11 protein-coding genes are annotated in these 14,711 nt (G+C 62.5%); 6 read left to right on the top strand and 5 right to left on the bottom strand.

Translation table 11 applies throughout. The annotated features are described in order from the left end of the window. Position 1: 1 nt before the first annotated feature. Positions 2–3,085, top strand: coding sequence for a molybdopterin dinucleotide binding domain-containing protein (locus tag ACN0X0_RS10100; RefSeq protein WP_417279057.1), 3,084 nt, complete (start codon positions 2–4; stop codon positions 3,083–3,085). Positions 3,086–3,143: 58 nt separating this feature from the next. Here the strand turns inward: ACN0X0_RS10100 and ACN0X0_RS10095 are convergent, their stop codons facing one another. The 5 genes from ACN0X0_RS10095 to ACN0X0_RS10075 all read right to left on the bottom strand — a co-directional run bounded on the left by ACN0X0_RS10095 (position 3,144) and on the right by ACN0X0_RS10075 (position 8,318). Next, complete coding sequence (locus ACN0X0_RS10095; protein WP_417279159.1) at positions 3,144–3,947, bottom strand: sugar phosphate isomerase/epimerase family protein; 804 nt, start codon at positions 3,945–3,947, stop codon at positions 3,144–3,146. 16 nt (positions 3,948–3,963) lie between these two features. Continuing rightward, a complete protein-coding gene (locus tag ACN0X0_RS10090) occupies positions 3,964–4,575 on the bottom strand; it encodes an NIPSNAP family protein (RefSeq protein WP_417279056.1) in 612 nt (203 codons plus the stop codon). Continuing rightward, on the bottom strand, positions 4,575–6,332 hold the full coding sequence (locus ACN0X0_RS10085; RefSeq protein ID WP_417279055.1) for an FAD-dependent oxidoreductase: 1,758 nt from the start codon (positions 6,330–6,332) through the stop codon (positions 4,575–4,577). The genes ACN0X0_RS10090 and ACN0X0_RS10085 overlap by 1 nt, the downstream gene beginning before the upstream one ends. Positions 6,333–6,400: 68 nt before the next feature. Then, positions 6,401–7,234, bottom strand: a complete 834-nt coding sequence (locus ACN0X0_RS10080; protein ID WP_417279054.1) for an IclR family transcriptional regulator — start codon at positions 7,232–7,234, stop codon at positions 6,401–6,403. Positions 7,235–7,238: 4 nt separating this feature from the next. Beyond that, entirely contained in the window at positions 7,239–8,318 is a 1,080-nt protein-coding gene (locus ACN0X0_RS10075) for a Gfo/Idh/MocA family protein (protein WP_417279053.1), read from the bottom strand. Positions 8,319–8,555: 237 nt separating this feature from the next. Here ACN0X0_RS10075 and ACN0X0_RS10070 point away from each other — a divergent pair, with 237 nt between their 5' ends. From ACN0X0_RS10070 to ACN0X0_RS10050, 5 genes are all read left to right on the top strand, one after another. Beyond that, positions 8,556–10,325, top strand: a complete 1,770-nt coding sequence (locus ACN0X0_RS10070) for an FAD-dependent oxidoreductase (protein WP_417279052.1) — start codon at positions 8,556–8,558, stop codon at positions 10,323–10,325. Beyond that, positions 10,322–11,242, top strand: a complete 921-nt coding sequence (locus tag ACN0X0_RS10065) for an NAD-dependent epimerase/dehydratase family protein (protein ID WP_417279051.1) — start codon at positions 10,322–10,324, stop codon at positions 11,240–11,242. Before ACN0X0_RS10070 ends, ACN0X0_RS10065 begins: the two co-directional genes overlap by 4 nt. Before the next feature lie 151 nt (positions 11,243–11,393). Continuing rightward, positions 11,394–12,191, top strand: coding sequence for a shikimate dehydrogenase family protein (locus ACN0X0_RS10060; protein WP_417279050.1), 798 nt, complete (start codon positions 11,394–11,396; stop codon positions 12,189–12,191). A gap of 49 nt (positions 12,192–12,240) precedes the next feature. Further along, on the top strand, positions 12,241–13,368 hold the full coding sequence (locus ACN0X0_RS10055; RefSeq protein ID WP_417279049.1) for an ABC transporter substrate-binding protein: 1,128 nt from the start codon (positions 12,241–12,243) through the stop codon (positions 13,366–13,368). 127 nt (positions 13,369–13,495) lie between these two features. Further along, entirely contained in the window at positions 13,496–14,629 is a 1,134-nt protein-coding gene (locus ACN0X0_RS10050) for an ABC transporter substrate-binding protein (RefSeq protein ID WP_417279048.1), read from the top strand. Positions 14,630–14,711: the final 82 nt, after the last annotated feature.

Below are 14,711 nucleotides of genomic sequence, written 5' to 3'. Positions count from 1 at the left end.
CATGACCAACCGTCGCAATATTCTCAAAGGTGTCGCAGCCGCAGGTGCGCTTGGCACATTCGGGGCAGGCTATGCCGAGACCGTCCAGAAACTCGCCCGAGGCAAATGGTCCGGGGAAAAGCCCCGCGACGAACATGTCGTGGGCAATTCGATCCCGCCGGAGTTCTCCGTCGATCCCGAAACCGGCGATGTGACGCTTAACCCGGATCAGGCGATGAGCTACACCATGTGCATCGGCTGCACGACCATGTGCGGCGTGCGGGTGCGGGTCGACAAGGCCAAAAACAAAGTGCTGCGCGTCGCGGGCAATCCCTATTCGCCGATGAGCACCGATCCCTTCATCCCCTACGAGTCCTCCGTGGCCGAAAGCTTTGCCGCCATGGCGCAGGCCGGGCCGGGGCAGGGGCTGACACGTCGCTCGACGGCCTGCGGGCGCGGCAATGCGGTGCTCGAACAGGTCGACAACCCGCGCCGGGTGTTGAAACCCTTGAAACGTGTCGGGCCGCGTGGCTCCGGCCAATGGCAGACCATCAGTTTCGAGCAACTGGTCGAAGAGGTCACAGAAGGCGGCGATCTCTTTGGCGAAGGCCCGGTCGCCGGTCTGCGCGAGATCCGTGATCTTGAGGCGCCTGCCTTGGAGGGGGCGCCCGAGTTCGGCTCGCGCGCCAACCACCTCGTCTGGATGAACTGCGTCGATGACGGGCGGGACAATTTCGTGCTGCGCTGGCTGAAACAAAGCTATGGCTCGAACAATTTCACCCGCCACGGCGCCTATTGCGGCGGCGCGTACCGCTCCGGGTCGGGCGCGATGTTCGGCGATTTCAAAGCCATGCCGCACGCCAAGCCCGATTTCTCCAACGTCGAATTCGTGATCTTTGCGGGCACGGCGCCCGGCAATGCCGGGAACCCGTTCAAACGCATCGGCACGCTGGTGGCCAAGGCCCGCGCCGATGGCGATCTGAGCTATGTCGTGGTCGATCCGATCCTCAACAATGCGCAAAACGGCCCTTCGGGCGAGCGCGCGCGCTGGCTCGCGATCAAACCCGGCACCGATGGCGCGATGGCCATGGCGATGATCCGCTGGATGTTCGAAAACGACCGCTATGATGCGAGCTATCTGGCGCAGCCCTCGAAAGCGGCGGCGGAGGCGGTGGGGGAGATGAGCTGGTCCAATGCCACCCATCTTGTGATCGTCGATGCCGATCATCCGCGTTTTGGTCATTGCCTGCGTGGGTCCGATATGGGGCTTGCGATCGAAGGCGAGGCCTATTCCGACACTGATCCTTTTATGATCTCTTCCGATACCGGCCCAGTTACCGGCCCTGTCCCTGCCGGCACCTCGGCCGCCCCTCTGTTCCACGAGGGGCTGGCCGAGACCCAAAACGGGCCTGTCGCGGTGAAAACTGCGCTCACGCTTCTGCGCGAAGAGGCCCTGTCGCAGGACATGGAAAGCTATGCCAAAGACTGCGGCATTCCGGTCGAGAAACTCATCGATCTGGCCCGCGAATTTACCAGCCACGGCCGCAAAGCCGCCGTCAGTTCCCATGGCGGTATGATGAACGGCTCGGGGTTCTACAACGCCTATGCGCTGATGATGCTCAATACGCTCATTGGTAACCTGAACTGGAAAGGCGGCACGATGATTGCGGGTGGCGGCTTCCCGGAAAACAAGGGCCCCGCTTACGATCTCGCAAGTTTTCCTGGCGCCGTGCAAGCCAAGGGTCTGCCGTTTGGTCGCAACGTGCCCTATGAGAGAACCTCTGAATTTAAAGCGAAAAAAGCCGCAGGCGCCGCTTATCCGGCGGAGGCACCTTGGTATCCCAACGCGCCGGGGCTTGCGACCGAGTGGATGTCGTCGCTGGTCACCGGCTACGCCTATAAGGCCGAAGCGCTCATCTTCCGCAACACCAACCCGATTTACGGCGTCCCCGGTGTGGCGCATCTGGTCGAAGAGATGAAAGACCCCGCCGTGGTGCCGCTGATCATCTCCATCGACCCGTTCATCAATGAGAGCACTGCGATCTCGGATTACATCGTGCCGGATTCGGTGATGTATGAGACTTGGGGGTTCACCAAGCCCTGGAGCGGCGTGGCGACCAAGGCGACGTGCGCCCGTTGGCCGGTCATCGAGCCGAAAATGGAACCCAATGCCGAAGGCGAGCGGGCGGGGATGGAGACCTTCCTCATTGCGGTCGCGAAACGCATGGGCTTGCCGGGCTTTGGTGACAACGCGATCCCGGACGCAGAGGGCACTCTGCATCCGCTGAACCGCGCCGAAGATTGGTATCTGCGGGGGGCGGTGAATGTGGCGATGATCGGCGCGCCGGTGTCGGATGCCACGGACGAAGACATCGCATTGTCCAACGTCGCGCGCATCGCCGATGATCTGAAAGCCACCCTGAAGCCTGAGGAATGGCGCAAAGCCGCAACGATTTTCGCCAAGGGTGGGCGCTATGAAAACATCACCCGCAGCTATCAGGGCGACAAGGCGACCTATGCCTTTAACCCGCCGATGCTGGTCTGGAACGAGGGACTGGGGAGTTTCCGCCGCGCCACCACAGGCACGCGGCTTCCGGGCACGCCCGCCTGGCGCGCGCCGGAGTTCTCTGACGGCTCAAAAGTCAGCGATCACTACCCGCGCGAAGATTGGCCCATTCAGGTGATCAGCTTCAAATCGCCTTTGCAAAACTCCTATTCCGTCGGCGCAAAATCCTTGCTGCGCATCGTGGCGTCGAACCCGGTGAACATCGGGCGCGATCTGGCGGCGGCGCATGGCATTCAGACCGGCGACATGATCCGGCTGACCACGCCGGGCGGGACGCTGGAAAGCGTCGCCGTGGTACGGGCGGGCGTCGCGCCCGACACGGTGGCGATTGAACATGGCTTTGGACATCGCGGCTTTGGGGCACAGGACATCACCATCGACGGGGCGACCATGCCGGGCGATCCGCGTCTGGCGGCGGGTGTGCTTTTGAATGATCTGGGCATGTTGGACCCGACACGCGCGAAGGCTGGCGTCTGGGTCGATCCGGTGTCGGGCACGGCGGTGCGCCACGGTTTGCCCGCCCGGATCGAGCGAATTTGAATGTCCATCAGAGACGGGGCCCCCTTGCGCGAAAGCCCTGCGCGCAAGGGGGGGTGTTTTAGTCTGTCACCAAGGATTTGGTGCGTTCCAGTGCCTCAGCGGCACGGTCCATGGCATTCATATGCTTGGCTTTTTCCAGCTGCGGAATTTCCACGCTCAGCACCGTGTCCGAGGGCAGCGCCTCGACCATGCCCTTGAGATCAATCCCCCCGTCGCCGGGCAAAAGCCGCGCGCCGCGGGCGATCTCGATCAACCCGGCGTCGCTTGGATCATAGGGCTTCGGCCCGTCGCAAATCTGGGCGTAATGGATCATCTCCGGCGGCAGATTGCGGATTTGCTCCACCGTGCCGCCCGCCCGATCCCAATGCAGCCCGTCGATCAACACGCCGCCGTTGCTTCGCCCTGCGGCGGTCACAATCGCCTGCGCTTCGGGCAGGGTCTTGACCCCGGTCCAAGGCATGAACTCCAAATCCCCGGTCAGACCATAGTCCGCCGCCAGATCGCAGAACGCGGCGAAGGTCTCGGTCAGGCGCGCGTGATCCGGGTCATCGCCCGCGACAAGCACGTTCTTGGCGCCAAGTCTTTGCCCAAGCGCCAGAAAATCGCGAAACCCCTCGACCTGCGTGTCGGGTTTCAACCGCGCGATCTCGATGTCGGCAATGCCGATGCCGGTCTCGTCGAGCGCCGCTTTGACGCGCGCCTCAAGGGCCGGGTCGGTCAAGATCGGGTAGGGCGCCTCCGTCGGGGCGGCGGGCAGAAACCGCAGCCCCACAAGATCATAGCCCGTCGCCGCCGCAATCTTCACAGCCTCGTCGGGCGGCACCTCATGCGTGGTCAGGAATGCCAATGAAAACAGATGCATCTGCGTCACGCCCCGATCATTTCAGCGGCGAGAACGGCAGCGGCATCGCCACGGCGCTGGTCATGTCTGGCGTCAGCCAGTCCGGGCCGCCTTTGGCCGGCCATTTGCCGTCGGCGACCGATTGGCTGCGGGCTTTCGTGCGCGCCTCAAGCGAGCTGTAGGGCCAGATTTGCGTGACGCGCGGGCTGCCATCCAGACCCCACATTGCAAGCGTCAGCGCAGAGTATTCGGAGCGCGCCGGAATGGCCTCGCGCCATTTGTCTTGCGTCACCGAGACGCCGTTGAGTTTGGCCTTATAGGTGCGGAATTCATAGACCGGACCGTAGCTGCCCGGCGTGACGGGCGGCAGGAAATCGAAGGCTTTGTAGCTGTCGAACCGCAGATCGACGAGATGCTCCATACACCCCATCGGATTGTCCGACATCACCGCACGTTCGCGCTCGGACATCATCTCATCAAGGCTGTCGAAGCTGCGCAGCACATAGACTTCGTTCAGATTGCCGATGTCGGTGCCAAAGGCGCCCAAGAGCGTGCCTTTGCCGGCGGCGAGCCAGTTTTGCAGGCCCTCAGAGGCCTTGCCCGCCCCGAAAATGACCGTCTTGAGGGTCGCGATTTCATAATAGCTCATCATGCTTCCTTTCTTTGGAGTTCAATGTCTTGCGAGGCCTCATCGAGACCTTTCACCGGCAGACCCGCCAGCCGCCGCGCGGTGACGTAGCCGAATGTCATCCCCGGCCCGAGCGTGATCCCGCCCGAGGGGTAATGCCCGCCCATGATCGAGGCGGCGTCATTGCCGATGGCGTAAAGCCCGCCGATGGGCGTGCCATCATTCGCGAGAACCTGCCCGTCAGCACCGGTCTTGATCCCCGCGAAGGTGCCAAGCGAGCCGGGGATCAGTTTGACGGCATAAAACGGGCCATGCTCCAGCGGCGCGAGCGAGGGGTTCGGACCTTTGTGTTTGGCCCAGCCAGAGACCCGGTTGTAGGGCGTCTCGCCCCGGTGAAACTCCGGATCGCGCCCGTCGCGGGCATGGGCGTTGAACCGCGTCACGCTTTGCTCCAGCGTCTCAGGCGGCAGGCCACATTTCACCGCCAAGTCCCGCAAGCTCCGCCCACGTTTCAGATAGCCCGAGCGCAGGAAAGGTCGGAGCGGGAAGGGAAAGGGTTTCGCCCAGCCGATGCCGAATTGCCGTTGTGCCTTGTGGTCACAGATCAACCACGCCTCGGGCGTCTCCTCTTCGGGGGTGACGGCCAAGAGTGTCTTGATAAAGTCGTGGTAGCTCACCGCCTCGTTGACGAAGCGTTTGCCATGGCTGTCGACCGCCAGAAATCCGGGTTTGCCGCGATCGACGAGATGGGGGAAATTCTTAAACCCGCCTTTGCCATCCGGCACCTGCGACACCGGCGCCCAGGCGGCGGGTTCGACAAGCGTCATGTCGATCTGCGCGCCGATGGTTTCCGCGATCCGTATCCCGTCGCCGGTGTTGGTGATAGGGGCGGCAGAGGCATGGGCGCGTTTGTCGAGATGGGCGAAATGCCCCTTTTGGCGGGTCGGATCATGCGGGAAACCGCCCGCCGCCAAGATCACCCCCTTGCGGACGGTGATCATCCGGTCGCGCCCGTGATGGCGCAGAGTGGCGCCCGTCACCTGAGCGTTCTCGACGATAAGATCGGTCACCGGGCAGTCGCTCCAAAGCGTCACACCGCGATCCGAGGCGGCTTTCAACAGCCGCGCGACCAAGGCATTGCCGCCCACCAACTGCAGGCTGCGGCCCTTGATGGCGAGATCAATGGCATGGCGCGCCAGGCGTTTGGTGACATGCCACATCGAGGCGGGCGCGCGCGTGGCGTTGAAGAAATGCGCCATATCCGCACCGCTGTTGATCGCCATGCCGCCCAAGGTCAGCACGTCACGCGGGGGGCGCAACTTGTCGATCAGCGGGCCAAGCGCGCGCCCGTCAACCGGCTCGGCGGTCACGGAGCGCCCGCCCTCCGCCGCGCCATCGTGATCGTAGAAATCCGGGATCTTATTGCCATCGCGCCAGACCATGGCACCGATGTCTTCGAGAAACCCGACCATCTCCGGGCCGTTTTCCAAGAACACCTCAAGGCGCGGATCATTCGCTCGGTTGCCCAACAGCGCGCGCAGATAGCGTCGCGGGCCCTCGGCCTCTTCAACAATGCCCGCCCGCACCGCCAATGGGTTGCGTGGCACCCAAAGCCAGCCGCCGGACCATGCCGACGTGCCGCCGAAAACTTCGGTTTTCTCCGCGACGAGCACATCCAAACCCGCCTCTTTCGCCGTGATCGCGGCACAAAGAGCCGCTGCGCCTGATCCCATGATCAGAACGTCGCAGGCCTGAACGCCCGCCATTTCACTGTCCATTGTTCTGCCTTGGTCTACATGCGCGGAAGGCGCCGCGCGTTCGGGTCAGAGGGCAGAACCGTGACGGTTCAGCCGGCCTGACGGGTTTCGGTTTTGGTTTCGGGCGCTTGCGTCCGGTTGCGATTAAAGAAAAACGACGCCTCAGAGGCGGCGCCGATTTCTTCGGCTGCTTCTTTCAGAAGCGGGAAAAACGCGTGCATTTGCTCAGGCGTGACGCGCACGGCAGGGCCCGCGATGGAGAGACATCCGATCACGGCACCGGTTTCACTTGAGCGGACCGGCATCGCCATGGCGCCCATTCCGGCGTGATAGCTGTCGACACTGACGGCATAGCCGCGCGCGCGGGCCTCTTCGACGGATTTGAGCACATCGGTGATGGTCGTCGGCGCGCTTGGCCCGGTGATGAAATCCGCAGTCAGCCCCTGCGCGCCGATTTTCGCCAGCACCTCTTCGTCGCTCATGGTCGAGAGCCAGGCTTGGCCACCGGCGGAACAGGCCAGATGCACCTTGATGCCTTGCTCGCGGCCCGGATCGTAGCGCAGCCCCGCAACTGCGCCCTGCGCCACGCCGACCCAGACGAGATCCTCGCCGTCGATCACCGACAGGCGCACCAGCTCGCGGGTGTCTGCGGCCAGACGTTCCAAAATGGGCTGCGTGATGTCGGGCACGCCGGTGCGGGCCAGAAAGGCCAGGCCGATGCCCGCCAGTTTGATGGTCAGCGCATAATCGCCCTGATTGCGCAACTGGCGCACATAGCCGTATTGCGACAGCTCCTTGAGCAGCCGATGCGCCGCCGAGGCTGGCATATCCAGCTCGCTCGCAATCAGGCTGACCTGCATCCCTTCGGGGTGTTTGCCCAGAAGTTCAAGGATCGCCAAGGTTCGCTCCATCACGCCAGACATAATCTTACTCCATCATCGCTTTCAGCTCAGATGCAGCGTTTTGCGGCAGCGGGTCAATGCGAGCAGGGCGATTTTCCGCAAGCGCGCGTCGAATGGCCTCGATCACGGCGATATTTGCGGCGCCATCGGCCAGAGCGATGCGCGGCGCCTCGTCACCTGTGATGACGGCGGCGAAATGGCGGATCTGTTCGACATAGCTGTCTTCGGCAGGGGCGCGCAGCGGATGATTGCCCTGCGCCACGGTCCAGTCGCGGGCACCCTCGTGGGTCCAGAACGCCAGATCGGGCAGGCTCATCCCCGCCTGCGTGCCGGAGAACATATGCGAGACGGCGGGCATGGCGGGAAACCGCGCCGGGTTCTCGCCCGCTGTCGTGTCCCAGCACCACGGGCCGACACCCGCATCCGTCAGCGAGACCGTGACCAAACCGCCGTCTGCGAGTTTGAGCAGGACGCTGGCCGTGTCCTCGACGTCAAACCCGCGTTGGCGATTGCTGGAGAGGGCAAAGACCTCCGTGATCTCGCCAAAGAGATGCCGCACGAGGTCGATCTCGTGAATGAGGTTGATCAGGATCGGCCCGCCCGCGCCCTTGTCGCGGCGCCAGGCGACGTCGAAATAACTGTCGGGTTTGTAGAGCGACGCCATGATGGTGCCGGACACCAGCGTGCCAAATCGACCCAGGTCGATGGCCTCTTTTGCGGCCTGAACGATCAGGTTGTGGCGGCGATGGTGGCCGACCAGACCGGGCACGCCCGTGCGTTCCGACAGGGCCACGAGATCTGCACAGGCGGCGGCATTTTCGCCCAGTGGCTTTTCGACCAGCACAGGAATGCCTGCGCCGATCAGCGTGGTGGCCTGCGGTACATGCAGCGCGTTGGGCGTGGCGATGATCGCACCGTCGATGTCTTTTGGCAGGTCTTCGATTTTGCTGAAATGCGGGCACTCCATCTCGGTTGCCAGCGCTTTTCCGGTCTCGAAAGGGTCCACGATCCCGGCAAGATCGGTCACAGCGCAGGCCCGAATCGCCACGGCATGTGTGCGCCCGATGGCGCCGCCACCAATCACCGCGATACGCGTGCGTTTCATGCTGTTTCTCCTCCCGAGAGATCGTTTGGGGGACCCGTTTTTGGTCCCTCTTGTTGCACTGACTATAGCAAGTCGAATTAAAAATAAAAGAAGTTTTAAAACTTGAAAGAGTTTCCAGAATCTATAATGCTTATGAAAAGCGGTCACGGATCGCAGTGCAGGCCCAAGCAAACGCTCCAGGTAGGTCGCCTGAAAAACGCATTTTAAAACATGGGTTTGCACTTAAGGGAGGAAGATATGAACACAGAATCGCGCGGAAAATCTCAAAGAGCGCCTCAGGTGAAATCCCTGCCAAAGGATGGCAGCTCTTATGATGTCGTCGTGTTGGGCGCGGGGGCCGCGGGCATGTCGGCGGCCACCTTTGCGGCGATGGAGGGCGGGCGCGTTCTCTTGGTCGAGCGCACCGAATATCTGGGCGGCACATCGGCCTTTTCCGCGGCCACAACATGGGTGCCCAACACGCGATTCCGCGACGAGCTTGGCGCCGAGGACAGCGAAGAGACTGTGTTGGGCTTTCTCGACCGTGCCGTCGGCAATCGCGCGCCGCGCGCCTTGCGCGAAGCCTTCGTCAAACGCGGACCGGAGGCCATTCACCGGCTCGAAGACGAGACCGACGTCAAATTCCGCGGGCGTCCATTTCACCCGGATTATTTGCACGAACTCGAAGGTTCGACCTCTTTTGGTCGCGCGCTGGAGCCTGAGCCCTTCGACGGGGCGCTCTTGGGCGATGACATCTGGCTGGTGCGCCCGCCGATCTCGGAGTTCACCATTTTGGGCGGGATGCAGATCGACCGCGACGACATTCCGCATCTTCTCAAGATGAAACAGAGCGCCCGTTCCATGGCCTATTCGATGCGCATCGTCGCGCGGTATTACCTGCGCAAATGGGCGCATGGCCGCGACACGCGGATGCTGATGGGGAACGCTCTGATCGGGCGCTTTCTCTATGAGGCGCGCAAACGCGGGGTGGAGATTGCCACGCAAACCAAAACCACCGGCCTGACGCCTCTGGGCGGCGGCGCCTATCAGCTCACTCTGGAGCAGGGCGGCAAGACGGTCACGGTGACAGCGAACAAAGGCGTCGTGCTGGCCTCTGGCGGCTTTGCCCGCCATCCGGTGAAGCGCCGCGAAATGCTGCCCGCGCCGGCACCGCGCGTCTCTCCGGCGGCTCCGGGTCACACGGGCGAGTTGCATGACATCGTGCTGGGCCTCGGCGCGCATTATTCCGACAGCTCGGCGCAGCCCTGTTACTGGGCGCCAGTGTCGATCCGCAAACGTAAGGACGGCACGGAGGCGGCGTTTCCGCATTTCGTGCTGGACCGTTCAAAGCCGGGGATTATTTCGGTCGGCAAGGATGGCAAACGCTTCGTCAATGAAAGCCGCAGCTATCACGAATTCGTCTCCGCCATGTATGCTGCCGACAAGGACGGTTCGCACATCCCGACCTATCTGATCGCGGATGCGGCAGCAGCCACGAAATACGGTATGGGGATGATCCATCCGGGCACGAAAGATTTCACGCCCTTCCTCGCCGACGGCTATCTGACCCAAGGGGCGACGCTGCGGGAATTGGCGCAAAAGCTGGGCATCGACAAAGCCAATCTGGTCGCCACTGTCGAGCGGTTCAATGCACTGGCCAAAACCGGCGTCGATGACGATTTCCATCGCGGCAAAACGGTGTATGAGCGCGCCAATGGCGACGCCACACATGGCCCGAACCCGACGCTGCGCCCGCTTGGGCCGGGGCCGTTTTATGCGGTGAAACTCTACCCAGGCGACATCGGCGCTGCGACCGGTCTGGTCACCGATGAAAACGCGCAGCTTTTGCATCAAGACGGCTCGGTGATCGAAGGGCTCTATGCCGCCGGTGCCGATATGAATTCGATCATGGGCGGGGTCTATCCGGGGCCGGGGATCACCATCGGGCCGGGCATCGTTTTTGGCTCCATCGCGGCGACCCATGCGATGCATCGCCAGATCGCCAGCCACGCGCGGAAAGCGTCATGAAGGGCTGGCGCGATCAACCTGTCCTCGTGACTGGCGGCACCGGGTTTCTGGGCGCTTTTGTGGCCCGGGAGCTGGTGGCGCAGGGGATGCGCCCGCGCCTCTTTGATCTCAAACCCGATGCACAGACGCTGGAGTTCGTCGCGCCGGGCCTGTCGCGACAGTGCGAGCTGATCGCGGGCGACGTGACAGACCGTGCAGCGGTGGCGGAGGCCATGGCGGGCTGCGGTGCGCTCATTCATCTTGCGGGGCTGATGACGGTGGATTGCAAAGCCGATCCCATCCGCGCCGCGCAGGTCAATCTGATCGGCGGGCAGACGGTGATTGCCGAGGCCGTGGCGGCGGGTGTCAGCCGCATGGCCTTTGCGTCCAGTTCGGCGGTCTACGGATCGGGGGAGGGCAGGCTGCCCCATCCGGAGACGCTCTACGGGGTGCATAAGCTCGCGATTGAAGGCATGGCGCGCTGTGCGGGGCTCGATCATGGCCTGCTGAGCGTCGGGTTTCGCCCCTATATCGTCTACGGTCCGGGCGAGAGCGCCGGGATCGCCGCGGGCCCCTCGATTGCATTGCGCGCGGCCGCACTTGGACAATCCGCGAAAATCGAGTTTTCTGGCGCCGTGGGATTTGTCCATGTGACGGATGTGGCGCGGGCCTTTGTGACGGGATTGTCCAATGCGGAAACGGGCGCGCCCTGTTTCGATCTGCATGGCGTCTCGGCAACTGTGGCAGAGTTTGTAACGCTTTTGACCCGGGCCGTGCCGGGGGCAAGGGTGGATGTCGAAGGTATGCCGTTGAAAACGCCTGAAATACTTCAGGGCGGGGCGCAGGCCGCATGGTTTGACGCGCTGCCGGTCACGGGGCTTGAGGAGGGGATCGATACCACGCTTGCGCATTGGAGGAATGCTGCAGCTGCAGCATGAGCGCGACGACAGGGATGTGACGGAGTGGGCGGCAAGGCTCTAACGAATTGTCCAACTTATCCGGGGCGCCGTCCATTCAGTGTTGGATCAAGGATTGCAATTTTAAACGAGAGGTGACGCCACGACAGGTGGCGTCAGGGAGGAAATGGGAATGGATGTCGAGCTGAACGGGGAAACCCGGCTCTATCCGATCGCGGGCGATCCGATCGCTCAGGTCAAATCGCCGGGGCTTTTGACGGGCATTCTGGTCGCACGCGGCCTCAACGCGCTTGTGCCGCCGATGCATGTGCTTCCGGACGACTATGCCGGTTTTGTCGCGATGATGAAACAGCTGCCCAATGTCGGTGGCCTGATCGCCACCGTGCCGCACAAACAGGCGACGTTGCCGCTCTGCGATCATCCGACGGAACGGGCCGTGTTCGCAGGCTCCGTCAATGTGATGAACAAACGCGAAGACGGCAGCTGGCAGGGCGATAACACCGATGGTCAGGGCTATATGAACGGCGTGGCCGACTGCGGCTTTGACATCAAAGATAAACGCGCGCTTTTGGTCGGTGTCGGCGGGGCGGGGGCGGCGATTGCCTATGAAATCCTCGCGCGCGGTGCCGCCTATCTGGCGATCCACGACGTCGACGAGACCCGCCGTGACGCCACGATTGCGCGGCTGTCTGACCGTTTTCCCGGCAAGGTCGGCGTCGGCAGTGCCGATCCGACGGGGTTCGATTTCATCGGCAACGCCACGCCCGTGGGCATGCGCGAGGGCGATCCTCTGCCCATCGAGGCGGAGAAATACGAGGCGCATCAATTCGTCGCCGACAGCATCACGAAACCGGAGATCACGCCGCAGCTTGCCATCGCACAGAGCAAGGGCTGCGCCATCATGCCGGGGCTCGGCATGTTCAACGCGCAGGCGGATCTTTTGGTCGACGTCATGACGGGGAGCGCGTGACGCCAAACGGGGACACGTCCCCTCATCAGCATCTATCAGGGAGGAGACCATGCTGAAATCACTACTGACAGGAACCGCACTGGCTGCGGGACTGGGGTTTGCCGCACAGGCGGAGACGGTTCACATCGCCAATATCGCCGAGCTTTCGGGGGCAGGTGCAGCAGCTGGGTCGGTTTGGGCCGACGGTGTGCATCTTGCCATCGATGAGATCAACGAGAGCGGCGGCATTTTGGGCATGAAAGTCGATATGCGCGAATACGACAGCCAGACTGATCCGCTGCAATCGCGCGCCTTGGTGCAAAAGGCCATCGATGAAGGGGCTTTTGCCTTGCTCGGCACGGTCTATTCGTCCTCGACCGTCGTCAACATGCTGGTCGCCCAGCAAAACGGCATCCCGCAGTTCACTGGCTCCGAGGCGCCGTCGATCACCGAAAAGGGCAATCCCTACATCTTCCGCACCACCTTTGGGGCGCAGAAAGGCATGCCGAAGATCGGCGCCTATCTCAAGGACACGCTGGGCGTGACCAAGATCGCCGTGGCCTGGGCCAACACCGAATACGGCAAAGGCGGCCACGATGCGTTTTCGGACGTGGCCGAAGAGATGGGCCTCGATATCGTCGCCGATGTGGCCTCTGAGCAGGGGCAGGCGGATTTCTCCGCCGATGTGCTCAAGATCAAGAACTCCGGCGCAGAGGCGGTCTTTGTCTATCTGACCGAAGAGGAGAGCGCGCGCTTTCTGATCGAGGCGGAAAAACAGGGGCTCGATGTGCCGAAAGTCGGCGACACGGTGCTGACCTCGCAAAAGGTCATCGACCTGGCGGGTGGCGCGGCCGAGGGCGCGCTTGGCCATGTCGGACTGTCCGCAGATGCGCCGGTGCCGCTGTTGCAGGAGATGGATGCGAAATTCACCGAACGCTTTGGCTATCGCCCGGATCACAACGCGATCAAGGGCTATATCGGTGCCTATTCGATCAAATACGGTGCTGAAATCGTTGGCGAAATCGACAGCCAGAAACTGACCGATGCGATGCATGGTCTGTGCCTCGATGCCGAGGAATACCCGGGCGTTCTGATGGACATTTGCTGGGATGAAAACGGCGAGGTGGCGCGCGAAAGCTTCATGGTGGAGGTCAAGAACGACGCGCAGGAGATCACCACCATTCTGCCGCCGAACTGAGGCGCCAGACGCAGCCGGAAAGATGAAGAATACCCTGTGCCGGGGACGGCGCAGGGGTCGCAGATCAGGACCCACGCACATCAAACGGGCCGACCTGCGTTATGAGGAGTGTTCTAGGGAGGAACCGATGATGAAACGCAACGTTTTGGCGGGCGTCAGCCTGACCGCGATGCTGATGACCGGAGGCGCATATGCCGACACGGTCAAGATCGCCAATATTTCCGAACTGTCCGGGGCAGGCGCCGCGGCGGGGACCGTCTGGGCCCATGGGGTCGATCTGGCGGTGGATGAGATCAACGAACATGGCGGTATTCTTGGCATGCAGGTCGAGATGCGCGAATACGACAGCCAGACCGACCCGCTGCAATCGCGCGCCTTGGTGCAAAAGGCCATCGACGAGGGCGCGTTTGCGCTTTTGGGCACGGTGTATTCGTCCTCGACCGTCGTCAACATGCTGGTGGCGCAACAAAACGGCATCCCGCAATTCACCGCCTCCGAGGCGCCGTCGATCACGCAAAAGGGCAATCCCTATATCTTTCGCACCAACTGGGGCGCGCACAAAGGCATGCCCAAAATCGGCGCCTATATGAGGGACCAGCTGAGCGTCGAGAATGTCGCCGTCGCCTGGGCCAACACTGAATTCGGCAAGGGCGGGCATGACAGCTTTGTCGAGATCGTCGAAGAGATGGGCCTCAAGGTCGTGGCCGATGTGCCGTCCGAGCAGGGCCAGGCGGATTTCTCCGCCGATGTGCTCCGGATCAAGAATTCCGGCGCTGAAGCGGTGTTTATTTACCTCACCCAAGAAGAGGCCGCGCGCTTTTTGATGGAGGCCACCAAGCAAGGCCTTGAGATCCCGAAAATCGGCGACAGCGTGTTGACCTCCGAGAAGGTGATCGAACTGGCTGGACCTGCCGCCAATGGCGCGAAAGGCCATGCGGCGCTGACCATCGCCGCCGATGAGCCGCGGGTTCAGGAATTTGCCGCTAAGTTCACCGACCGCTTTGGCTACAGCCCCGATTACAACGCGATGAAGGGCTATATCGGCGCCTACACGATCAAATACGCCACCGAAATGGTCGGCGAAGTGGACAGCCAGAAACTGGCTGACACGGTGCATGGGCTTTGCCTCGATGCCGAGGAATACCCCGGCGTTCTGATCGACATGTGCTGGGACGACACCGGGGAGGTGTCGCGCGAAAGCTATATGGTCGAAGTCGTCGATGGCCAGGAACAGGTGTCCGAGGTTCTCCCCGCGAACTGACGTTCGCACCTCCGGCGGCAGGACCGCCACGCCCTGTCCCGCGCGTCTCGTGGGGCAGGGTTACGTTTCACACAAATGAGAA

Origin of the sequence: Celeribacter sp. (assembly GCF_048270365.1) — a bacterium.
In the GTDB taxonomy this organism is placed as follows: Bacteria; Pseudomonadota; Alphaproteobacteria; order Rhodobacterales; family Rhodobacteraceae; genus Celeribacter.
Note: the sequence above shows the minus strand (reverse complement) of the source record. Positions and strands in the feature narration are given on the sequence as shown.